At 64.4% G+C, this 23,940-nt stretch carries 12 protein-coding genes; 11 read left to right on the top strand and 1 reads right to left on the bottom strand.

Annotation, left to right across the window (positions count from 1 at the left end; translation table 11 throughout):
- Nucleotides 1-270: 270 nt before the first annotated feature.
- The 11 genes from OXI69_00060 (at nucleotide 271) to OXI69_00010 (ending at nucleotide 21,924) form a co-directional block, all read left to right on the top strand.
- Complete coding sequence (locus tag OXI69_00060; protein ID MDE2664524.1) at nucleotides 271-3,570, top strand: DUF1592 domain-containing protein; 3,300 nt, start codon at nucleotides 271-273, stop codon at nucleotides 3,568-3,570.
- Nucleotides 3,571-3,709: 139 nt separating this feature from the next.
- Nucleotides 3,710-5,014 carry a DUF1552 domain-containing protein gene (locus OXI69_00055; GenBank protein ID MDE2664523.1) on the top strand — a complete coding sequence of 435 codons (1,305 nt, stop codon included), beginning with the start codon at nucleotides 3,710-3,712 and terminating at the stop codon, nucleotides 5,012-5,014.
- A 142-nt stretch (nucleotides 5,015-5,156) separates the two neighbouring features.
- Nucleotides 5,157-5,963 carry a hypothetical protein gene (locus OXI69_00050; protein MDE2664522.1) on the top strand — a complete coding sequence of 269 codons (807 nt, stop codon included), beginning with the start codon at nucleotides 5,157-5,159 and terminating at the stop codon, nucleotides 5,961-5,963.
- A gap of 316 nt (nucleotides 5,964-6,279) precedes the next feature.
- Entirely contained in the window at nucleotides 6,280-6,561 is a 282-nt protein-coding gene (locus OXI69_00045) for a type II toxin-antitoxin system RelE/ParE family toxin (GenBank protein MDE2664521.1), read from the top strand.
- Nucleotides 6,562-6,576: 15 nt separating this feature from the next.
- Nucleotides 6,577-6,876 carry a HigA family addiction module antitoxin gene (locus OXI69_00040; GenBank protein ID MDE2664520.1) on the top strand — a complete coding sequence of 100 codons (300 nt, stop codon included), beginning with the start codon at nucleotides 6,577-6,579 and terminating at the stop codon, nucleotides 6,874-6,876.
- Nucleotides 6,877-7,002: 126 nt separating this feature from the next.
- On the top strand, nucleotides 7,003-7,794 hold the full coding sequence (locus OXI69_00035) for an ABC transporter ATP-binding protein (protein MDE2664519.1): 792 nt from the start codon (nucleotides 7,003-7,005) through the stop codon (nucleotides 7,792-7,794).
- Entirely contained in the window at nucleotides 7,791-9,467 is a 1,677-nt protein-coding gene (locus tag OXI69_00030; GenBank protein ID MDE2664518.1) for a hypothetical protein, read from the top strand. Before OXI69_00035 ends, OXI69_00030 begins: the two co-directional genes overlap by 4 nt.
- A gap of 121 nt (nucleotides 9,468-9,588) precedes the next feature.
- Nucleotides 9,589-19,881, top strand: coding sequence for an SDR family NAD(P)-dependent oxidoreductase (locus OXI69_00025; GenBank protein ID MDE2664517.1), 10,293 nt, complete (start codon nucleotides 9,589-9,591; stop codon nucleotides 19,879-19,881).
- An 87-nt stretch (nucleotides 19,882-19,968) separates the two neighbouring features.
- Nucleotides 19,969-20,214 (top strand): acyl carrier protein, encoded by a 246-nt coding sequence (locus OXI69_00020; protein ID MDE2664516.1) that lies wholly within the window; start codon nucleotides 19,969-19,971, stop codon nucleotides 20,212-20,214.
- A gap of 85 nt (nucleotides 20,215-20,299) precedes the next feature.
- Nucleotides 20,300-21,016, top strand: a complete 717-nt coding sequence (locus OXI69_00015) for a 4'-phosphopantetheinyl transferase superfamily protein (GenBank protein MDE2664515.1) — start codon at nucleotides 20,300-20,302, stop codon at nucleotides 21,014-21,016.
- Nucleotides 21,013-21,924, top strand: coding sequence for an alpha/beta hydrolase (locus OXI69_00010; GenBank protein ID MDE2664514.1), 912 nt, complete (start codon nucleotides 21,013-21,015; stop codon nucleotides 21,922-21,924). Before OXI69_00015 ends, OXI69_00010 begins: the two co-directional genes overlap by 4 nt.
- An 11-nt stretch (nucleotides 21,925-21,935) precedes the next feature.
- Here the strand turns inward: OXI69_00010 and OXI69_00005 are convergent, their stop codons facing one another.
- Entirely contained in the window at nucleotides 21,936-23,669 is a 1,734-nt protein-coding gene (locus OXI69_00005; GenBank protein MDE2664513.1) for a hypothetical protein, read from the bottom strand.
- Between the last annotated feature and the right edge of the window lie 271 nt (nucleotides 23,670-23,940).

Below are 23,940 nucleotides of genomic sequence, written 5' to 3'. Positions count from 1 at the left end.
CCGCCCCCCGCCACAATCACCCACCACCGCCGCCTTCGCTCCTCAATTCTTACCCGGCGCTTCCCATCTGAAACCCGCGCTGCCGCAGCCGCCAAGCGGCGAATCAGTAACGTCCTTCAGGAACACACGGCCTCTCCAAGCCCACGCCAACACCGCCCCTCATCCCCCAATGAAGTGGACAGCACCGGGCGGTTGCGCTAAATTGTGACTCACACTTGGAGGTTTGATATGGGTGCTGTTTTTAGTACCCGCGGGAGTGCCGGAGGCGTCATGGCGCCGGCCTTTCTGGGTGCCTTGTTTGGTCTGGCCGTAGCAGTGTCCAGTGCTCCGCTATTGGCCGGCGACCAACAGACCGAGTCCTTCGAAGCGCTCGGACTCCGGTACGACCGGGAGGTGCGGCCGTTGATCGGGCAGTTCTGCCAGAACTGCCACTCGACGGCCCTGCGCACCGGGGAGCTGGACCTGGAGCGGTTCACCGACATGGCCGAGGTGCGGCAGGATGCCGGGGCCTGGGTCAAGGTGGTCGACATGCTGGAGCGGGGGGAGATGCCCCCCGAGGGATCCGGCCAACCGTTACCCGAGCAAAGAAAGGCTTTGCTGGACTGGGTAAAGGGATATCTGCGGGCGGAGTCTTTGGCCAATGCCGGGGACCCGGGGCCGGTGGTGCTCAGACGGCTCAACAACGCCGAGTACACCTACACCGTTCGCGACCTGACCGGAATCGCTCTGGATCCGACCCGGGAGTTTCCCACCGACAGCGCGGCCGGGGAAGGGTTCACCAATGCCGGCAACGCCCTGGTGATGTCTCCCGGCCTGCTGCAGAAGTATCTCGACGCCGGCAAGGTCATTGCCCAACACGCCGTGCTGTTGCCGGACGGGTTTCGTTTTTCCCTTCAGAAGACCCGGCGCGACTGGACCGACGAGATACTGGCCGAGATCCGCCAGTTCTACGGCCGGTACACGGACGTCCGGAAGCTGGGCGTGGGTTCGGAGGTGGGAAACGTCAACGTCCACGGAAACTCCCGCATCGGGTTGTCCGGAGCTCTGCCGCTGCAGAAATACTTTGCAGCTACGCTGGCCGAGCGGCAGGCGCTGCGCTCCGGCCGCAAGACCATCCCGGCCGTGGCCCGGCAATACGGGCTGAATGCCGGCTACCTCGGCCGGTTGTGGAACAGTCTCAACGGAGTCGCCCCCTCTCCCCTGATGGATGACCTGCGTGCCCGCTGGCGCGGCGCCGGGCCCTCCGACGCCGGGGCGTTGACCTCGGCGGTTGCCGCCTGGCAGCGGGCCCTCTGGACCTTTGGGCCGGTCGGCTTGATCGGCAGGACCGGAGGACCCAAGCGGTGGATGGAGCCGGTCGACCCCCTGGTCTTTCAGCAGTACCTGTGTGCCTCCATCCCCCCCAGGCCGCCGGACCGGCGAGACGGGGAAGTGCTGGTGTCTCTGGTGGTGACCGATGCCGGGGACGGGAACGAGGATGACCTGGTGGTGTTGGAGCGGCCGCGCCTGGTGCGGGTGGGTCAACCCGACGTGCTGCTGCGGGAGGTTCGCGGCCTCAGCCGGGGAACGAGCGGTTCAGACTCTGGCCAACCCACTCCGGAAGAAGTCGAGTGGGGCCTGGACCCGGGCATGTTCGGCAGTCATCCCAACGGCAAGGCCATTGATGCCGACTCGCTGGTCGTGCGCGCACCGGCGGTGATTCCCATTCGCCTGCCTGCCTCCCTTGCGTCCGGCCGCGACCTGGTCGCCCGGGCCGTGCTGGATGAGGAAACCGGCAGCGAGGGCAGCGTTCAGGTGGAACTGGTGCTGGGAGAGCCGGCAGAGACATCCGGCCTGTTGGTCAGTCGGACCAGCGTCCTGTATTCGAGCGTGAGCCAGGTATTTTCGGACCGCCGGGACCTCTCCCTCACCCGGCCCATCCTGGTGGCCGAAGGCGGCGGCGCCCGGGAGCGGATGCAGGCGGCCCTGGAGGAATATCGTAGCCTCTTTCCGGCGGCGCTCTGCTTCACCCAGATCGTGCCGGTCGACGAGATCCTCACCCTGCAACTGTTCTATCGCGAGGATGACCACCTGGCCCGGTTGATGCTGGACAGCCGCCAGCGGGCTCGGCTCGACCGGCTTTGGGAAGAACTTCGCTTCGTCAGCCAGAGTCCCTTTGATCGGGTGACAGCCCTGGATCTGCTTATGGAAGCCATGCAGGGCAACGGCCGAAGGGACCGTTCCCAATACCGGGCCCTGCTGCCTCTGCAGCCACCCATCAAGCGGGAGGCGGCTGCCTTTCGCCAGGAATTGGTGGGAGCCGAACCCTTGCAGTTGGCGGCCCTGGTCCAGTTTGCCGGCCGGGCGTACCGCCGTCCCCTGACCGAACTGGAAGTGGAGGAGCTTCACGGACTGTACCGCCGGCTGCGGGAGCAGGAGCTTCCCCACGAAGAGGCGTTTCGCTTGACGCTGGCCCGTGTCTTTGTCGCCTCCCCCTTTCTCTACCGGCTGGAGAAGGCGCCGCCCCAAGCCACGGCTGAGGTCTCCGACTGGGAGCTGGCCAGCCGGCTGAGCTACTTTCTCTGGTCTTCCCAGCCGGACCGGGAACTGCGCGCCCTGGCCGCTCAGGGCAGGCTGCGTGCTCCCGAAGTGATGGTCTGGCAGGCCAGGCGCATGCTGGCCGATGCCCGGGTGCGGAGGCTGGCCACCGAGTTTGCCTGCCAGTGGCTGCACATCTACGACTTCGACCAGACCGAAGTCAAAAGCGAGCGGTACTTCCCGGAGTTTGCCGAAATACGCGGTGAGATGTACGAGGAGTCCATCCGGTTCTTTACCGATCTGTTTCAACGGGACGGCTCCCTGCTGAGCCTGTTCAACGCCGATCACACCTTCGTCAACCAGAGACTGGCCGAGTTTTACGGGATCGAGGGCGTTCGGGGCGAGGACTGGCAGCGCATCCAGGTTCAGGAGCATGGGCGCGGCGGCATTCTGGCGCTGGGCACCACCCTGAGCAAGCAGTCGGGCGCCTCCCGGACCAGTCCCATCCTGCGCGGCAACTGGATCAGCGAAGTGCTCCTGGGAGAGAAGCTGCCCCGGCCGCCCCCGGACGTGCCCGAACTTCCACCCGATGAGACCGCGACCGAGGGGCTGACCCTGCGCCAGCTGGTGGCCCTGCATACCAGCGAGCCCAGTTGCGCCTCCTGCCATCGAAGGATCGACCCCTTCGGCTTCGCACTGGAGGGCTTCGACGCCATCGGCCGGCGCCGCGACCGGGACATGGCCGACCGTCCCCTGGATACCCGGACCACGCTTCCCGACGGAACCGAGGTGGAGGGACTGGGCGGTTTGCGGGACTACCTGTTGGAGCACCGGCGAGAGGAAGTGCTGCGCCAGTTCTGCCGCAAGCTGCTGGGTTATGCCATTGGCCGGGAACTGAAACTCTCCGACCAGCCGCTGGTCACCGAGATTCTGGAACGCCTGGCCGAAAACGACTACCGGTTCTCGGTGGCCATCGAGACGATCGTTCGAAGCCGTCAGTTCCGGGAGATCCGGGGCCGGGATCTGCAGGTGGCCCGGGGAACCGGTCACTGATCTTTGTGGGAAAGCTCCCGGCGGGGCCGTTCCCGATCCGTACTGTCAATAGCGGGGTTTCGAGGTTCCTGGTGCGTTCGGAGGCGATAAGAGGTAGAATACCCCCGCAATCCCTCTCTCCTTTGCCGTGAGGCCGATCATGATCAATCCTCGATTTTCTCGACGAAAATTCCTCCGGGGGCTGGGCGTCACCATGGCGCTGCCCTGGATGGAGTCGCTGCCGGTTCGGGATGCATGGGCGGCTCCCGGTGTGCGCGCCTCCAATGAGGCCCCGGTTCGCCTGGGCGTGTTGTTTGCGGGTAACGGGTTTCACACCAAGGAGTGGTGGGCCAGGGGAGCAGGGAAGCAAATGGAGCTCGGCCGGGTGCTGGAGCCCCTGACCGATTTTCGCGAGCGAATGGTCTTCATCCGCGGGCTCTACAACGCCGAGGCGCTCAAGGGCAACATCCACAGCTCCCAGACCGGCAACCTGCTTTCCGGGGCGCCGCTGGCCAACGGCGGCGAGATTCGTTCCGGAACCAGCTTCGACCAGGTGGTGGCCCAGCGCTACGGGCGCTCCACCAAGGTGCCCAGCATGGTGATCGGTTGCGAACGGTCCAACCCGGGGATTCACAAGAACTACTCCATGCTCTACAGCTCGCACATCTCCTGGAGTTCTCCCACGGCTCCCACCCCGCTGGAAGTCTATCCCGCCCTGGCTTTCGACCGGCTGTTCAAGGACAGCGTCCAGCGCGGAGACCAGAGTGTGCTGGATGCGGTGCTGGACGAAGCCAATCGCCTGCGCCGGGACATCGGCTCCAACGATCAGCACAAGCTGGACGAGTATCTGAACTCGGTGCGTGAGGTGGAGCGGCGCATCGAGCAGGCCGGTAACCGGGGGGAGGTGCAGGGCTGGCGTCCCACCCTGGACAAGCCCAACATTCCCCGTCCGCCGGACGGCATGCCGCAGGACATCCCGGAACACATGCGGCTCATGAGCGACATTCTGGTGCTGGGCTTCCAGACCGACACCACCCGGGTCTGCACCCTGAAGCTCAACAACGATCACAGCTACCTGCTGTTCCGCCACCTGGGAGTCACGGTCGGCCACCACGAGCTCTCCCATCAGGATAACGACGCCTGGCTTCGCGTGAACCAGTTCTTCGTGGAACAGTTGGCCTACATCGCCCGCAAGCTGGATGCTGTGCAGGAGGGCGAGCGGACCGCCCTGGACAACTCCATGCTGATGATCTGCTCCAGCATGCTGACAGGTCGCCACAACGCCAAACAACTGCCGGTAGTCCTGCTGGGCGGCGCCGGGGGGCAGCTGGAGGGCGGCCGGATCCTGAATTACCTCGATAAACCCAACCGCAAGATGTGCAGCCTGTTCCTGTCCATGCTGGACAAGTACGGCATTCACCTCAAGGAGTTCGGCGACTCGCAGGAGCGGCTGCTGGAAGTCTAGCCGCTCGACAGCGGGCTCCCGTCCTCGATTCTCAAAACGTTAAGGCAAGCCTGGATACTTGTCTTCTTGCCCCCCTTCCATAACCCTTTTGGAAATTTCAATCGCCCGCGACTGCGCGGGCATGATGGAGGTCTTTATGCGGATGATGCCCATTGGAAGAGTCAAATGGTGGGGCTGTCTTGCAGCCGGACTGCTCTGGACTGTCATGGGCCCGGCGCCGGCTGAAGGGGGAGACTTCTACGTCGGTCTCACGGGGTCGGGCGAACGTCTGGATGTCCTGTACGACAAGACCGTGGACAACACCGCCCCCAACAACATTTCACTCAATCCGGGCGAGGTTTTTCGAGCCGACGACTCCGCTACCAAGGCGGCCTTCGGCTACGGTTTCCTGGCCGGCTACCGCGTTCCTATCGGCCTCACCGGTTTTTTCGTGGCCGGCGAGGGGGACATGGCCTATCACCGTGGCGCAGTGATAGGGCGCTTGCCGGGACTGGGGACTTCCGAGGGGCGCAACCAACTGGGAGAGGTCTGGCCCGAGGACTGGTCTTTCGACAAGGACAGAAGCATCGGCTTCACTCTGCGCCTGGGCGCCGGAATTCCGGTGGTGGGGCCGGGGCTTGGTCCCAGCATTTACGGGTTGGTCGGCCTGCGCCACCTCAAGGCGGGGTTCAGGTCGGACTATACCGGATGCCTGAATCCGGAGCCCTGTACCGAGGCCGGCGAGTTCACCTCGGGGACCGACCGGTTCGACGAGAATTTCATCGGCTGGACCACCGGTGGCGGGATCGAAAAAAAGCTGGGAGCCATCGCCATAAGGGGCGAAGTGAGGTACACGGACTACCGAAGCGCCTCAAGGATCATTCCGTTCACCGACGTGGGGGTGACGGTCCCCTTGTCTCTGGAAGCCAGCGGAGTCAGCGCCCGGGTGGGGCTGCTCCTTTATTTCTGAATCGCCGTCGTTTGCCGGAAGCAATAAAAAGAGCTATCCACGAAGGGACACGAAGGATCACGAAGGACCACCAAGCGGGACGGCTTTGCCGCATCGGCGCGAATTGCGACCTTGAAACTCGACCTGCGCCCCCTTTGAAAGCAAGAGTGATGGGAGGCGGCCCGCCCGGGAGCGCGGGCGTCCCGCCCGCCCCAGTCCGGGCGCAGCCCGACCCTATCTCCCCCACTTCGATCTGCGGAGTTCACTGGTGCGGCGAGAGATCGTGCGCCTCCGATACAGGATACGTATCGCATATTTTTTCCAAACACTATAGACTATGATCCGAAGTTTCAGGGACCGGAAGACCCAACGATTTTTTGAAGGCCAACGGGTTCCGGGTTTCCAGGGTTTCGCCGACCAGGCGACGCGCCGGCTCGCTGTTCTTGATAGCGCGACGACACTGCGCGATTTATCCGCCTTGCACAGTAATCGTCTGGAATCCTTGTCCGATGAGCGATCGGGTCAATACAGCATCCGAATAAATCGACAGTGGAGGGTCTGTTTCCGGTGGCAGAAGGATGGTCCCCATGATGTGGAGATTGTGGACTATCATCGATAGAGGGAGGATGGTGATATGAGCCAAAATGGCATGAGACCTGTGCATCCCGGCGAAATTCTGCGCGACGAGCTTGCCGCGCTGGAGATGTCGGCCAAGGCTTTTGCCGAGGCTTTGGATGTTCCCGGTAACCGAATAACTGCGATACTGAATGGGCGGCGCGGCGTTACCGCTGACACCGCGTTGCGCTTGTCCCGTTATCTCGGCACCACGGCGGAGTTCTGGTTGAACCTGCAAAAGACATTCGAGCTGCGGATGGCTGAAATTAGGACCGGGAAACGGATTGCGAAGAGCATCACGCCGCGACAGGCCGCCTGATCAGCAGTCAACCATTCCTTAATCAGTTCCTTAGCGTCCCTTCGTGGATGTCTTTTTTCCCTGCCGGTCGGTTTGAGGCACAACCTCGCGAGTTCGTTCAGAATTGAATTAGAGTGCAGGCCCGACTTGAGTGAAGCCCACCATCCTGATGCCGTGGTGACCGTAGAGAGGCTGACCTTCAGTTATGCGAGCCGGCAGGTCCTGCACGGGATTTCCTTCACCCTGGGGAGGGGCGAGGTAGTGGGACTGCTGGGTCCCAACGGCGCCGGCAAGAGCACCACCATCAAGGTTCTGACGGGCATCCTGCCTCCGGGCGGAGGATCGGTTCGAGTCGCCGGTTTTTCCATGCCGGGCGAGGCGGTGGAGGCCAAGAAGCGCATCGGATATGTGCCCGAGTCGGCCGCGCTCTTCGAGAGCCTGACGGCGCAGGAGTTCCTGGAGCTGATGGGCCGCCTTCAGGAAGTCCCCGAGCCGACTCTGCAGGCCCGAATCGACCTTTTCCTCGAGCAATTCGACCTGGCCGATGAGCGCAGGCGCCGTCTGGACGGTTACTCCAAGGGCATGCGGCAGAAGGTGCTGTTGAGCGCGGCCCTGCTGCACAATCCCGAGCTGGTGTTGTTGGACGAGCCGCTTTCGGGGCTGGACGTCAACACCGGGCTGATGGTGCGGGACCTGGTGGGTGCCCTGGCTGCGGAGGGGAAGACCGTTCTCTACAGTTCCCACGTCCTGGACGTGGTGGAGCGCGTGTGTGATCGCGCCCTGATCATCCATGAAGGAAAGCTCATCGCGGACGGGTCGTTGGAATCGCTGAAGGCTTCCACCGCGAGGGGCAGCCTGGAGGACGTCTTTCGGCAACTGACCCAGGCCGAGGGAACCGCCAGCGGCGTCTCGGAAATCATCGAGGGTCTCCGGTCATGAGGGTCCTTGGTTCGATCGCAAGGCGCTGCCTTCGCGGCAGGGCCTTTACCCGGCTGCTGGAAAGCTGCGGCATCGAGCCCCGACGATACTGGCTCCTGGTCGACTTGTTCCAGACGCTGGGCAACCGGGGAGAAGTGGCCCGGATGGGCAACCAGGACTACTCCCTGCGATTTCTGGTGATCTTCTGGTTCTTCCTGGCCAGCCTCATTAGCCTGGCAATGGCCTTCACCGGTACGGCCCCCGAATGGTATCTCCTCCTATTTCTCGGCATCACCGTTTTCAACCTCAGCATACTGCTGATCCCCGAGGCGGCCGAAACCCTGGTCAACCCAGTCGAGGGACTGATTCTGGCCCATCAGCCGGTGAACGGAGCCACCTGGTCGGCCGCCAAGCTGACCCACCTGGTCAGAGCGGTGGTCTACGTGGTGGCGGGAGTCAACGGAGTGCCGGCACTGGTTGGTCTCATTCTTCCTCACGGGGAGGGGACCGGCTGGCTGGTCTATCCCCTGGCGCACCTTTTGATCGCCTTGGGCGCGGGGATGGTGTTCGCACTGCTCTGCTGCAGCCTGTTCGGCTGGCTGATTCGCTTTGTCCCGGTGCGGCGCCTCAAGGCGGCCGCCGGCCTGGTGCAGGTGGTCCCCATGCTTTTACTGTTCGGATTCCAGATTCTGCTTCGATTGTGGAGAGACCTTGTAGATTGGTCAGGATCGGTCGAGCTATTCCAGCGGTGGCTGGCTGCAGTCGGCGCCCTGTCGGACGGATTCCCGGTGTTTTTGGGGGTGGCGGGTGGCGTTGTCGGATTGGTTGCGATCCTCCAGGGCTTGCGGGCCCTCTCGGCGGACCACCTGATCCGAGTCTCCGGCCTGATGCACTCCGGCAGCAGGGTCCGGTGGCTCAAGCGCAAGGGGTCGAGAGTGGGCCCCTGGGTTGCCCGGGTTGGCGGGGGACAGGCCTGTCGCGCGGGTTATGAATATCTGCATTCCCTGATGCTCCGGGACTGGCAGTTCCTCAGGAACGCGGCTCCCGTCCTTCTTGTGCTGATCCTTTCATTCTGTTTCGTGTTGGCCAGCGCCGGGCTGGCCTCTCCCTTCGGGCCGGAATTTGCCCTCATCCACTTTCTGCCCCACCTGCTTGGCCTTTTGATGATCTCGATCTGCCGGTTTCTGGCCTACGGTAACGACTTCAAGGCCACCGCCTGGTTTTTCACCGCTCCCGATTCCTCCTTCCGCCCCTTTGCGGGGGGCATCCATGCGGCGCTCTGGCTCCTGCTGGCCGCCCTGCCCAACCTGCTATCGCTGCCGGTGCTGGCCTGGTTCTGGCCGATGCCGGACGTTCTCCTCTTTGTCTCCTTCAGCATGGCGGTGACTTCCCTCTACCTTGGGGTGGGTCTCAGGCTGATCGACGGTGTGCCGTTCGGCAAACAAGCGGTGCCGACCCGCGGCGCGGCGGACTTCGTACTGATGATGGTCTACTTGATGGCCGCGGGGATTGCGGTCGGGATTCAGTACCTTCTGTTTCGCTCAACTTTGGCAGTTGTCCTGGTGACGCTGATCGTCGGCGCAGGTGCCCGTTTCCTGACGCGGGCGGTGCTGGACGACTACGCGGCGCGCATCCGGCTGCAGCTCCAGCGGGCCGCTTCGGGGTCGGTGCTGCTCTACAAGGAAGTGGAGTAGCAAAAGGACTGCTGCCATCTCGGGTCAGTCGGGGGTACAATTACCGGCCTTCAAAGTATATAATGCGGTGGAGCTACCGCACTAAAGTGGTCGGCGCAGAACTTGGGCTGGGGGATCCACCATGGCAAGCAATCAATCCTCAAAGGCGACCGATAATCGGGAGCGGACGGCAGACTTGGTCCGGACGCCGCCCATAGCCATCGTCGGGATGGCGTGCCGTTTCCCTGGCGCGCCAAACATTTCTGCCTTCTGGCGTCTGCTCGAAGCCGGTCGGAACTCCGTCAGCGAAGGGGTGCCGGGCTCCGGAGAAGGCCGCTGGGGCCTGCTCTTCCCCGACGACGGGGTTCAGAGCGTAGGGTGTCGTTACGGCGCCTTCGTTGACGACATCGACCTGTTCGACGATGCCTTCTTCCGGATTTCTCCGGTAGAGGCGGAACTGCTGGACCCGCAGCAGCGCATGATGCTGGAGACGAGCTGGGAGGCTCTCGAGGACGCGGGAATCGATCCGGAGAGCCTGAGAGAAAGCCTCACCGGCGTCTACACCGGGATCAGCAACGACGAATACCGAATGCTGGTCGTGGACTCGAGCAAGCCCTCCGAGGCTGCCGGGTGCCTCTATGCTCTCAGCGGCACCAACCTGAACGGTGCCAGCGGACGGGTATCCTTCGTGCTGGGTCTCAGAGGGCCGGCGAAGGCGGTGGACGCCGCCTGCGCCTCATCCATGGTATCGGTCCACGACGCGGTGGCGGACCTGCAGCAGGGCAAGGCGGATCTGGCCATCGCCGGCGGCGTGCAGGCGATCCTCAATGGCCGCATCTACGAACTGCGAGCCGATTCGATGATGCTGTCTCCCGATGGGCAGTGCAAGGCGTTCGACGCATCGGCCAACGGCTACGTGCGAGGCGAGGGCTGCGGGGTCCTGGTCCTCAAGCGGCTGAGCGATGCGGAGGCGGACGGCGATCGGATCCGGGCGGTGATCCGCGGCGCCGCGGTCAACCATGGCGGAGCCAGCGTCGGATTGACGGTGCCCAATACCCCCGCGCTGGAAGAAGTGATGAAAACAGCGCTGTCCGACGCGGGAGTCTCCCCGTTGGAGGTGGACTATCTGGAAGCCCACGGGACCGGTACCGCGGTAGGGGATCCGATCGAGATCGATGCCGTTGCCGCAGTCTATGGGAAGGGCCGGCCCGACAGCCGCCCGCTTCTCGTCGGTTCCGTAAAGACCAATGTCGGTCACCTGGAGTCGGCCGCGGGCGTGGCCGGAGTGATCAAGGCGGCGCTGGTACTGGAGCGGGGTGTGATCCCGAAGCACCTCCACTTCCGTAATCCCAATCCGAGTCTCGACTGGGATCGTCTGCCTCTGCAGGTGACATCGTCGATGATGGATTTGCCGCAGCGGCCGGGGCGGCAACGACTGGCGGGTGTGAACTCCTTCGGGATATCCGGGACGAACGCTCACATTGTGATGGAGGAGTACCGTGCCCCGGACGGCAGGTCCAACGGAGAGCCGTGGGCCGTCGGCTCCGGGAAGTCGGTGACGGCTTGGCTGCCGGCGACGGTGGGGGATCTGCCGCTGCCGGAGCAGGAAGTTCGGCCGCGCCCGACACGTCTCCTTCCGCTGTCGGGCAAGTCGGAGGGCGCGCTCCGCGATCTGGCCGGGCGGTACCTGTCATGGCTCGACGAACGTGCGGATCAGCTCTCAGCCGAGGGCGACGCTTGCGGGCAGCTCCAGTCTGACATGGCATGGACGGCCGGCGTGGGCCGGAGTCACTTCGGTCACCGCGCGGGCGTCGTCTTCCACGACGTGGAATCACTGCGAGACGGACTCCGCGGACTGGCTGAAGAGGATAGGGGTGCGTCGTCGCGGACACCGACCCGGGTGGCGTTTGCCTACACCGGGCAGGGGAGTCAGTGGGTTGGCATGGGAAAGGGGCTCTACCAGAGTGAGCCGGTGGCGCGGGCGGTGCTGGACCGCTGCGAGGCGGTCCTGCTTCGGGAGCGAGGAGTCTCCCTGCTGGATGTCATGTTCGGTGGGACCGGAAGCAAGGGGGACCTCGGTGACACGGCCTGGGAACAACCCGCCCTCTACGCGCTGCAGTGCGCCTTGACGGCGCTTTGGTCGAGTGTCGGCGTTCACCCCGGCGTGGTCGTCGGACACAGCATCGGGGAGCTCGCGGCCGCGCAGGCCGCAGGTGTATTCAGTCTCGAGGACGGGATGCGGTTCGCCGCCAAACGGGGCGGGCTGATGTCGCAGATGGAAGAGGGTGGCATGGCCGCAGTCTTCGCGCCGCCGGAGCGGGTGGCGCCGGCGGTGGAGGCGGTGAACGCGGCCTCTTCCCATGTCGGGCTGAGCATTTCGGGATTCAACGGCACCCACCAGGTGGTCAGCGGACCGATTGCGGGAATTGAAGCGATCTCGAAGCGATTCGAGCTGGAGGGTGTGCGGGTCAGGCGGCTGAACACGACCCGTGCGTTCCACAGCGCCCTGGTCGAGCCCATTCTGGACGAACTGGAAGCGTCCCTCGGCGGCGTCGAGATCCGGACGCCCGCTTTAGCCGTGGTCAGCAACCTGACAGGTCGGGCAGTGGAGCCGGGCCAGGTGCAGGACGGAGCCTACTGGAAGCGGCATGCCCGGGAGCCGGTGGCATTCGCCCAGGGGGTGAAGACGATGGCGGATCTGGGGGTGGACCTGGTGCTGGAGATCGGCCCGCGATCGGTGCTGGCTCCCATGGCTGCCTCGTCCTGGCCGGAGACGCCGCAGGCGCCGCCACCAGTGGTTCTGTCGAGTCTCTGCCCGCCGTCCGACAGCACGGAGGAGACCGGAAGAATCGACGGTTTCGTGGAGAGTGTCGCCAAGGCCTACCAGGCGGGGCTCCCGATTCGTTTCGAGGGGCTCTTCTCAGGGGAGACGCGGCGACGGATCTCGTTGCCCAGCTATCCGTTCCAGCGCGAGCGGCACTGGATCGAGTTGCCGAGACGTCGACGTGGAAGCGCCGGCCATAAGCTGTTGGGCGACCGGCACGAATCCGCCCGTGGCGAGATCACATTCGAGACGGAAATATTCCCCTCGGAGCCAGCCTGGCTGAGCGACCACCGGGTGTTCAACCGGGTGGTGGCGCCAGGCGCTCTCTACGGCGCCATGGCGGCCTCGGTGTCCCTTCTGGAGCGTAGCGGCCCGGTGGTCGTGGACGACATGCAGCTTCACAACCCTCTCGTCTTCGAGGAGAACGAGAGCGGAACGGATGAGGAGGGCCGAAGGGTCCAGGTGGTGCTCGAGGCTTCCGAATCGACCTCGGCACGCGGTGTCCAGATCTTCAGCAAGGGGAGCGACGGGCAATGGACGGTCCACGTGGAGGGTCGTCTGTTGCCAGACACCCCCGACCCGGAAGGGGGTGAGCGGATCGACCTGGAAGGCCTGAAGGCCGGCCTGTCGCCCGGGGACGTGGCAGGCTACTACCGTCACAGGGCCAGTACCGGGGTCGATCTCCGTACCCTCCTTCGCACGCTGGGTAGGGTCTGGTCCCGCCCGGGCGAGGCCTTGGGCGAGGTTTCTCTGCCGGATTCTCTGACCGGACATGGGCTTGATATCCATCCGCTGGTTCTGGACGGTTGCTTCCAGGTCTTGGGCGCGGCCCGCAACCTGGCGGGAAGCGAGGGCGGGGCCGCCTATCTGCCGTTCGGCTGGGAACGACTGTGGCTGGCTGGACCTCTGCCGGATCGGGTCGTCTGCCACGCGCGCCTGAGTGAAGCCTCCCGCGAGGCGGAAACCGGCGCAGGCGAGCCTGCCGAAGTTCTGAGCGGCGAGTTGCGCATCTATGATCCGAACGGGACTCTGCTCGGCCGCCTGAGCGGCTACACCGTCAAGCGGGCGACCCGGGCAGCGCTGCTTTCGGCGATCGAAGGGGTCAAGGAACTCTTGTACGAGGTGGTGTGGCGTGAGCGCGACCTTCCACCCGGAATCACACCGGCCGACTTCTTCCCGAAACCCGCGGCCGTTGCGGCGGGCGCGCAGTTGTTCGCGGGTTATCTGAGAGACGCCGGGGTCGATCCCGATGACCGGGACGCCCTGCTTGCCAACCTCGAGCGTTGGTCCCGGTCCCGCGCGCTCGCCACCCTGCAAGAGCTGGGTTGGAAGCGCCGGTCGGGCGAGACCGTGGACCCGGAGGCCTTGCGGAGCCGGTTGAAGGTCCTCCCGGAACACAAGCGCCTCTTTCGCCGGATGCTCGAGATGCTGGCCAAGTCGGGAGTGCTCGAGGAGGTTGGCGATGGCTTTGTAGTCGTGGTGGGGCCCGACGATCCGCTGCCGGCGGCATTGCCCGGCGATCTCGAGGAGTTCTCCTCCCGGCTGACCGACCTCCATCCCCACGGTTTGACCGAGATCGGACTTTTCCGGCGTTCCGGCAAGGCTCTGGCCCAGGTGCTTCGCGGTCGCGAGGATCCGCTGACACTGCTGTTCAGCAGCGGAGAACCCACGGCGGCCGATCTGTATCTGAAAGCGCCCGTCGCGCGAGCAGCCAACCGGATGCTGTCGGAGGCCGTGCAGGCGCTGGTGGCGGCATTGCCCCAGGGACGGCGTCTCAGGGTGATAGAGGTGGGGGCGGGTACCGGGTCCGCGACCGCCTCGGTGCTCCCGGAGCTTCCTGACGGACGGTTCGACTACACCTACACCGATATCTCCGCGGGCTTCTTTGCCGAGGCGGAAGCTCGGTTCGGCGATGGCGGCGGGTGCATCCAGTACCGTCCGCTGGACATCGAGAAGGACCCCATCGACCAGGGGTTCGACCGGCATGGCTATGACCTGCTGATCGCGTCCAATGTCCTGCACGCCACGCGGTACCTGGAGGAAACGCTGGGCCACTGCCTGGATCTAGTGGCGCCGTCGGGACACTTGATCGCGCTGGAAAACCTCAGCGGTCTGGGCTGGATGGACCTGACCTTCGGCCAGTTGGACGGGTGGTGGCGCTTTGCCGACGACTTCCGCCCCCACCACGCCCTGGCGAGCCCGGCGGTGTGGCGCCACGCCCTCGGCCAGGCGGGCTTCCAGGCCGCTGAGGTTCTCGGACCGGACGAGTCAGACCCCTCACGAACACCGGACAAGGGTGTCATTGTGGCTCAGGGCCCCGCGGAAGTGAAGGAGTCTCCGGGACTGTGGATTCTGGCAGCGGACCAGGGAGGGTTGGCGGCGACGCTGTCAACCGAACTGGCGGCGCGCAACCAGACGGTCGTGCTGGCTGGCTGTGAAGCGCCGGAAGAAGAGGGGCCGGCAGTGGCCGGTCCCGGTGTCTTCCGGACTGCCGTGGAAATGAATCAGCGGGAGTCCTGGCGGGCACTTGTGACCAGCCTGCCCGACGACCTACCGCTCAGCGGCGTTGTGCATCTGGCGGGACTGGACGGTCGCGGGGCACAGGCCACCACGGAGGAGATGGCAGAGGACGTGAAACGAGCCGGAGCCAGTGCGCTGGCGCTGGTGCAGGGTGTCGCCGATTCCGATGCGATCCCCGCCCACGGCGTTTGGTTGATTACGCGCGGCGCACAGGTGCTGGAGCGGGAGCGCGGCGGAGAACTTGCCGGCGCAACGCTGTGGGGTTTCGGCAAGGCCGTGGCCCGTGAAGCGGCTCATCTCCAGCCCAGGATGATCGATCTGGACCCAGGCCAAACGGTGCCCACACCCGACCTCGTCAATGAACTCCTCTATCCCGATTCCGAGAATCACATCGCCTATCGATCGGGACGCCGTCAGGTGGCCCGCCTGGTTCGGGCGAGCGCCGGGCCGGAGCGGCTGACCTTGCCGGAGGAGCCGGACTGGGTGCTGGCTCCGGACCCGGCCGGCGTGTTCGACAGACCCAATGTGCAGCCACTGCCGGCGCGTTCCCTGGAACCGAGGGAAGTTCGCGTTGGGGTCGAGGCGGCCGGACTCAACTTCTGGGACGTGTTTCGGTCGCTCGGCTTCATCGAGGAGGGGCTGCTGGGCAGAGAGTTCTGCGGCCACATCCTCGAGGTGGGTTCCGAGGTGACGACCGTCTCTATCGGCGATCCGGTGGTCGGATTGGGGTTCGGCGCGTTCGGCCCGCAAATGGTCACTCGGGAGGAGCTGGTTGCGCCCAGGCCATCCGGATTCTCGGTGTCGGGGCTGGCCACGGTGCCGAGCGCCTTCGTGTCCGCCGCCCTCTCCTTCGAGTATTCGGGGCTCTCATCCGGCGAGAAGGTGCTGATTCACGCCGGCGCGGGCGGCGTCGGGCTGGCGGCCGTCCAGTTGGTGCAAGCCGCCGGAGCGGAGGTCTTCGCCACCGCCAGTGCACCGAAGCAGGCCTATCTCCGGTCACTGGGCGTGGAGCACATATTCGACAGCCGCACGACAGCCTTCGGCAGGGAGATCCTCGAAGCCACCGACGGCGCGGGTGTGGACGTGGTGTTGAACAGCCTGACGGGAGAGGGCTTCATCGAGGCCAGTCTGTCCTGCCTCAAGCAGGGCGGCAGGTTCGTGGAGATGGCCAGGCGAGACATCCTGAGCGAGGAAGAGATGGCAGGGGTGCGTCCGGATGTGTCCTACGCCATCCTGGAACTGGATGTTCTGAAAAAGACCGAACCGGCCTGGGTGGGCAGGGTCCTGCGGCAGGTGCTGGAGCGCCTTTCGACGGGAGAGCTGAAACCGATCATCCACAGCAGGTGGCCGCTTGCCGAAGCCGGGGCGGCCCTGAGCTTCATGCGGTCAGGCCGGCACCTGGGGAAGATCGTGGTGACGCTGCCGCCGCTGGCGAAGGGCAGGTTGCGGCAGGACCGGACTTATCTCGTGACCGGCGGTTTGGGCGGGATCGGACTGGCCATAGCCGGCTGGCTCGCGGACCACGGAGCCGGGGCGATCGTGCTCAACGGGCGCCGTGCGCCGGATGCCGAGGCCGAGGAGGCAATTGGCGGGCTGCGGGAGCGGGGTGTCACGGTACAAGTGGAACTGGCGGATGTGACCGACGCCGACGCCATCGATGAGATGCTGGCGAGGATGGATGCGACGCTGCCACCCCTCGGGGGCGTGATCCACAGCGTGGGCGTGCTGTCGGACGGCGCGCTCACCAACCAGAGTTGGGAGCGATTCGAGAGGGTGCTGTGGCCGAAGGTGCTGGGCGCATGGCACCTGCACCGGGCGACACAGGACCTCGATCTGGATCTCTTCATTCTCTTTTCGAGCCGGGTGGGGGTTATGGGCAATCCGGGCCAGGCAAATCACGCGGCGGCCAACGCCTTTCTGGACCAGCTCGCCGGCCACCGCCGCGCCCGGGGGCTTCCCGGACAGGCTATCGCCTGGGGAGCATGGTCGGAGATCGGCGAGGCCGCCGAACAACGGGAACGGATTGACCGGCAACGAACGGCACTCGGAGGCCGCTGGTTTACCCCGCAGCAGGGCCTTCGGGCATTCGACCAACTGGTGCGGCAGGACTCCACCACTTCCGTGGTGATGTCGATGGACTGGTCGGTGTTCAAAGAGGCCGTGCAGGACCGTCCTGCCTTCCTGGAGGACTTGCTGTCTGCCGCATCGGACGCCGAAGCCGATTCCCCGACGTCGTCAGAGGACCTGCTGTCCCGCTTGCAGGAGGCACCGGCTCGCGAGGAGCTGCTCGTCTCCTTCCTGCAGCAGGAGGTGCAAGCCGTGTTGAGGCTGTCGTCGTCCCCCGAGTCCACGGTGGGTTTCTTCGACCTGGGGATGGATTCGCTGATGGCAGTGGAGTTGCGGAATCGTCTCAATCGGGCGTTTGCGGAAGAGTACACGGTACCCAATACCGTCGTGTTCGATTACCCGGACATCGCGGCTCTGGCCCGTCATCTGGCCGGAGAACTGGGCGGGGCCGCCAGTGCGCCGGCGGCCCGGACGCAACCCGAGCCGGAGCGCCAGGCGGTGGTGCAGCCGGCAGAGGACGGAATTGCGATCGTGGGCATGGCCTGCCGATTTCCTGGAGCCACGGATATTTCGGCATTCTGGCGCCAGCTCGAAGCGGGGGCGGACGCCGTCACGGATGGACGCGGAGGTTCAGGTTCCTGGGGCGAGCTGGCTGAAGATCTTCCCGCCGAGTACGCTGCCTACCGCCAGGGCGGGTTTGTGGAAGGGATCGAGCAGTTCGACTCCAGGTTCTTTCGGATATCGCCGATCGAGGCTCGCGCGATGGATCCGCGGCAACGGATGCTGCTGGAGACAAGCTGGCAGGCTCTTGAGGATGCGGGGGTGGATCCGGACCGATTGCGAGGCAGCCGAACCGGGATCTATGCCGGCATTTCCACCAGCGAATACCGGGACCTGATGACAAGCGGCAAGTACGGCGTCAGCTACCTGGGCACCGCCGCCAGCATGACGCTGGGAAGAATTTCCTTCGCGCTGGGATTGGAGGGACCGACCATTCCGGTGGAGCTCAATTGCGCGTCGTCACTGGTCGCGGTGCACTATGCGGTCTCGGCCTTGCATCAGGGCGAAGTGGACATGGCTCTGGTCGGAGGCGCGCACGTACTCCTGTCCGCTGACATAACCCGAGAGATGGCGGAACTGGGGATGTTGTCGGCAAGCGGGCGGTGCAGGACCTTCGATGCCGCCGCCGACGGTTTCGTGCGCGCCGAAGGATGCGGCATGGTTGTGCTGAAGCGGTTGAGGGAGGCGGAGGCCGATGGCGACCGTATCTGGGGGGTTATCCGCGGATCGGCGGTCAACCAGAACGGGGCCAGCGCCGGACCGACGGTGCCGAACGGTTCGGCGCAGGAGCGGGTGATTGCAGAGGCGCTGTCGCGGGGGCGCGTTGCCCCGCAGGAAGTGGATTACCTGGAGGCCCACGGGGCGGGGTCAGGGTTCGGAGACCCGATTGAGGTGCAGTCGGCCGCGGCGGTGTACGGCAGGGGACGCGAAGCGGACCGGCCTCTCCTGATCGGCTCGGTGAAGACCAACATCGGCCACCTGGAGCCGGCGGCCGGAGTTGCGAGCCTGATCAAGACCGTGTTGGCCATGAAGCAGGGGGCCATCCCGAAGAATCTGCATTTCCGGAACCCCAACCCGCACCTGGAATGGGATCGACTTCCGGTTCGGGTGGTGTCGGCCATGACCGACTGGCCGAGTCATCCCGGTCGCCCGCCGCGCGCGGGTGTAAGCGCCTTTGGAATATCGGGAACGAACTCCCACGTGGTGGTGGAAGGGTACGGGGAAACCAACGGCTCCGGTCCGGATGATCGGGCTCTGCCCGCGGGTTCCGCGCAACCCGTAACCGTTTCCATGCCGGAGTCGGTGGCGGACCTGCCGCTTTCACAGGAAGAGTTTCGGCCACGCGTGACACGCTTGCTGCCGTTGTCGGGGAAGGCGGACGGTGCGCTTCGGGCGTTGGCGGGACTTTATCTGTCCTGGCTCGACGAACGAGCCGAAGAGTTTTCTGCTGGAGGGCCGGCCGGCCGGCCGCTGCTTGCGGACATGGCATGGACCGCCGGCGTGGGGCGGAGCCATTTCGGTTACCGTGCAGGGGTGGTGTTTCACGATGCCGCTTCGCTGAGGGGCGGGCTGGAGGCACTCGCGAGCGAGGGTCAGCGGCCCAAGCCGTTGACGGCAACCAAGGTAGCGTTCGCCTACAGCGGGGAGGGCAGCCAGTGGGCCGGCATGGGGCAGGCGCTGTACGAAAGCGAGCCGGTGGTGAGGGCGGTTCTGGATCACTGCGACGCGCTACTGCGGGAAGAACGGGGCGCATCGCTGTTGGACGTGATGTTCGGCCGGACCGGTGCGGAAGGAGCCCTGGACGACCCGGCGTGGACGCAGCCGGCCATTTACGCACTCGAATGCGCCCTGGGGGCGCTTTGGTCGAGCCTGGGGATTGGGCCGAGCGTGGTGGTCGGACACGGTATCGGGGAGCTTGCGGCGGCGCAGGCGTCGGGGGTCTTCGGTTTGGAGGAAGGGCTGCGGCTTGCCGCGGCGCGGGGCGCGGAGGAGCCTATGGAAGACATCGCAGGTGCGCCGCCGTCGCTTGCTTTTGTGAGCAGTTTGACCGGCCGATCGGTGGAGTCGGGTGCCGCGTTCGACGCGGCCTACTGGCAGCGCCAGGCGGGTGAGACCGGAGAATTCGACCGATGTGTGGAGACCTTGGCTGGCCTGAGTGTGCAGGTCGTGGTGGAGATCGGCCCCGACGCGGTGCTGGGTCCCAGGGTAGTTTCGGCTTGGCCTGAGCCGTCCCGGGGCACAGGAGTGCCGGTCGTGCTGTCGAGCTTGCAGCGGGACTCGCAGGGAGACGACGCTTTCCTGGAGGCGGTTGCGGGAGCCTACCAGGCAGGGCTGGGACTTTCCTTTGCGGGCTTGTTCGCCGGGGAGCCGCGGCGCCGGATCTCGCTGCCCGGCTATCCCTTCCAGCGCCGGCGCCATTGGATTGACTTGGCGAATCGGACGGCTTCAAGCGCCGGGGGTTGACCAAATTGGATTGACTTAAGCTGTCCCTCTTGCTATTTTGCTTGTCCCTCTAACTAACCTCTCTACCAATGTGAAAGGGTGCTAGACATGGCCTCAACCGGAGATCGCCTCAAAACTCTCATTGCCGACAACCTCGAAATCGATGGGCAGGCCATCGATGTGCCGGAGGATCTGGATATCAGTCTCCTCGAGGCCGGTGTGTCGTCCGTGGATCTGGTTGCTTTTGCGAAACTGGTCGCTCGGGATTTCAACGTCAAATTTACTCTCGAACACTGCACGACGTTGAACAGCGTGAAGGAAGTAGTCGACTTCATCGATTCCCAACCCGGCTAGACTCCGCGTGAAGTCGTTTGCCCGTCTCGAGGAACCATCGCCGGCACCGTCGGTTCCGCGAGCCGGTGCAGAATCCCGACGTGTAATGCCCGCCTCTGTTGCCGACTGCTGGTGGCGTCCTTTCAGGAGAGTCGGCAGCGCTGCCGTTCTGTATGTCGATCTGGCCCCCGATGCGGCCCGTGAAGCGGCTGCTCTAACCTGGCTCGACGAGGAAGAACAGTCGCGTCGGCAGCGCTTCAGGTTCGACGGTGCTCGGCGCCGATTTGCCTTGTGCCGAGCCGCGCTCCGGGCTATTCTCTGTAGTCAACTCGGTTGCCCCAACTACCAGCTCGCCTTCGGCGCTACCCATCACGGTAAGCCCTATGCGTTAGTCAATGGGCAACCGGCCCCCATCGGCTTCAATGTCAGTCACGGCAGCCTACATGGCCTGATTGCCTTTGCCGCCGAAGGGAGGCTGGGTGTGGACGTTGAGGAACGCAGCCCGGCGCGTGATTTCGATGGACTCATCGGCAGCGTGATGGGGCCGGCCGAACGAGCCGAGTTGGCATTGGCTCGCGGAAACCATAGACTTCACTTGTTTTACCATCTCTGGACAGTCAAGGAAGCACTGATGAAAGCGCTTGGCACGGGACTTTCCCCGGATGTCTCCGGATTCGAGATCCCATTGGCCATGCGCCGCGGTGTCAAGACCAGCATATTTCGATTCCCTCACCTCCCGACAGTCCGATGGTGGCTGGAGGACCTTGGCAACGAGCACTTCGCCGCCGCCATCGCTCATGAACTGTCCCCGGGTTCCCATTGACCACGACTTCAGAAACCCTGTGGGAGATTCCCGAACCTCTTTCCACCAGCGATGTTCGGGTGGACGATGACACCGTCATCACCCTGCGCCGCCATGGAAACCCGGCGGGACCACGGCTCGTCCTGAGCCACGGCAGCGGTCTGGCGATCGATCTCTACTACCCCTTCTGGTCACTGCTTCTCGACGATTTCGACCTGGTGATCTACGATCTCCGAAACCATGGTTGGAACGCCGTCAGCGCTCGGGAAAAGCACAATGTTCCGACGTTCGTCAGCGACCACGACATCATCCTGGAAGCCATCGATCGCAACTACGGCAAGAAACCCAAGATCGGTGTCTACCATTCGATCGCTGCCCTGACGACTCTATTGTCCCCCACCAAGGGCAGCCAATTCTCGGGCTATGTACTCTTCGATCCTCCCCTGTGCAAGCGCGGAGCCAGCTACGAAGAATTCGATGCCGCCGCCGAGCGTTTGGCGGCAATGGTTCGGCGCCGCGCCCATCGGTTCCGGAACAGGGAACAGTTAACCGAAGTTCTCTCCTATATTCCGACCTTTCAGCGTACCGTGCCGGGGTTTTTCGACCTGATGGCCCGGACAACGCTGCGCGAATGCGAGAATGGAGAGGGTTATGAGCTTCGCTGCCCGCGAGATTTCGAGGCGCAGGTCACCGAGTATGCGGCCCCTTATGCCGTGCTGGTCGACTTTGCAACCTTCCATTGCCCGATCAAGGTCATCGGCGCCGATCCTACCCTCCCCTACTCCTATCTGCCGACGCTCGATCTCAGTCACATACTGACCGTGGACTACGATTTCCTGCCTGAGACGACCCACCTTCTGCAAGTGGAACAGCCCGAGGAATGCGCGGCCGAACTGCGCGAATTCATTGAGCGAAACACGGAGTTGTGACTTTCGTTTCCCTATCGGTTTACTCGGACGGTGACGATGTCCAGCCCGTCATACTTCTGGTGGCGCACCGCGGAGGCGTAGTGTCGCAAGAGGCGGAAGGATAGCTCCCTTTCGTCGAAGGTCTCGGTCTGTTCGTTCAGATAGGCCAGGCGGTCTTCCAGGTTCTCCTCGTCGAAAACCGCCAGGAATTCCATTTCCACGGCCTCGGCCTTGGGGCGCGCCGCCACAATCAAGCGCGGTCTCTCGCCTTCCGGGAATTCTTCTCCTGGCTGCAACAAGCTTGCCAGGGTCTCCTCGCCCGCGGACCGCAGCCGCCCGGTCGCGGCAGCCTCCCAACCCATCCTGGCCGCAACCTTTTGGAGGAAGGCATCGATCCGGGGAAGGTCGGCGATGTCCAACCGAACCTCCAGGCGTTGGCGCCGAGGGCTGGTCCACTCCAAAAAGGCGGTCAGAGCAATCGCTGTGGCCGTGCCCACGGTGATGCCATTGCCGAGCAACATGTCCCAGGGACTGCCCACCAGGTCCTTGAATATATTCAGATGTTGCATGCCGAGGCCGGTGGAAAACGCCAGTCCTGCCACGATCGCTTTTTGCGGATCGAGGCCGGTCCGTGCCAGGGTCTGAATTCCCTCGACGAAGAGCATCGCAAGAGCGATCACCAGGAAGCTGGCCATGACCGAGCTGGGAATGATGAGCAGAAGGCCCGTGAACTTGGGAAAGAACGCCAGCACCACCAGGAGACCGCCCACGGTATAGCCAACGCTGCGCGCGGCGACACCGGTGAGGTTGATGAGTGAGACCGTGAGCGAGGAGTAGGAGGTCGTCGGCGGCGTTCCGGCAAGACCCGACAACAGGATACCCACCCCGTTGGCATAGATTGAGCCCTGGATCAGGCGAAAATCGGTCGCCCGCGGCCGTCGGCGCGACACCTGTTGAGCAACCATGGAGTCGCCGATACTCTTGATCACCTGCACCAGGCCCACAATCAGGAACATCGGCAGCAGCCCCCAGAAGCCGGCGGTCGGTGTCAGGTCCAGCCCTGGGAATTGGCTGTCGGGGATTCCAACCCAGGGAGATGCGACCAGGTGCTCAAAGTCGTACAATCCAAACGGAACTGCCGTCAGGCAGCCCGCCGCGATTCCGATCAGCAGCGACCAGGGACGCCAGATCCGGGGGGCGCGCAGCATCAACATCGTGGTGACGACCAGCGTCACTGCCGCCACGCACGGACCCGCAGCCAAAGTCGCGCCTTCGGGAACCTCCTTCATCCGATCGAAAGCGATGGGCAGGACCATGGCCGCGATCAGCATGAGTACCGTGCCGGAGACGACCGGCGTAATGATGCGTCGCAGCCGGGGCAGCCAGGCCGACAATGCCAGGTAAAAGAGCGAGCATAGGACGACGAGGCTGGCCAGCAGGGCAGGCCCTCCTTCCTCCATGGCCAGGACGGAAACGGCGATGAAGTTGGGAGTGACCGTGGTAATGAGCAGGTGGGCTCCGCCCAGCCGCCCGATCCTGGCAGCCTGCAAGGCGGTGGCCGCTCCGGTGATAATCAGGGCCGCGAAGACGGCCCACGACATGAACTGTTGGTCCTGGCCGGTCGCCAGGACGGTGATGGCCACGATCAACACGGTCGGCGCCAGCACAAAGGTGATGCCCTGGGCCGCGACCCCCAGGGTCAGCAGCGGGGGACAACGCTCGTCCGGTTGGTAGCGGATGTTCTGGTTTGAGCGTGCTGGGGGCAAATGAGGCCTCTTTAAGAAAAATCTTTCCGTGCTTGACTATAAACCGGTTTCCAGCCACCCGGCGCAGGGGATAGTATCAGGCAAGTCCGGCCTCCGGCCTGGCGGACGGATCATACAGGGTGAAACAGGTGCCTCTTACAAACCTCGGAGTCTGGGGGCCCCACCGACTCGACAGCGGGCTGAATCTCCTATGTGGCTATCACGCCGATTCCGTCCTCCCCACCGGTTCGACTGCGGGCGGAGCCCTTGTCTCACCGACTCCCCCTCCAGG

The organism is Acidobacteriota bacterium, assembly GCA_028875575.1.
Classification (GTDB): Bacteria; Acidobacteriota; Terriglobia; order Versatilivoradales; family Versatilivoraceae; genus Versatilivorator.
Note: the sequence above shows the minus strand (reverse complement) of the source record. Positions and strands in the feature narration are given on the sequence as shown.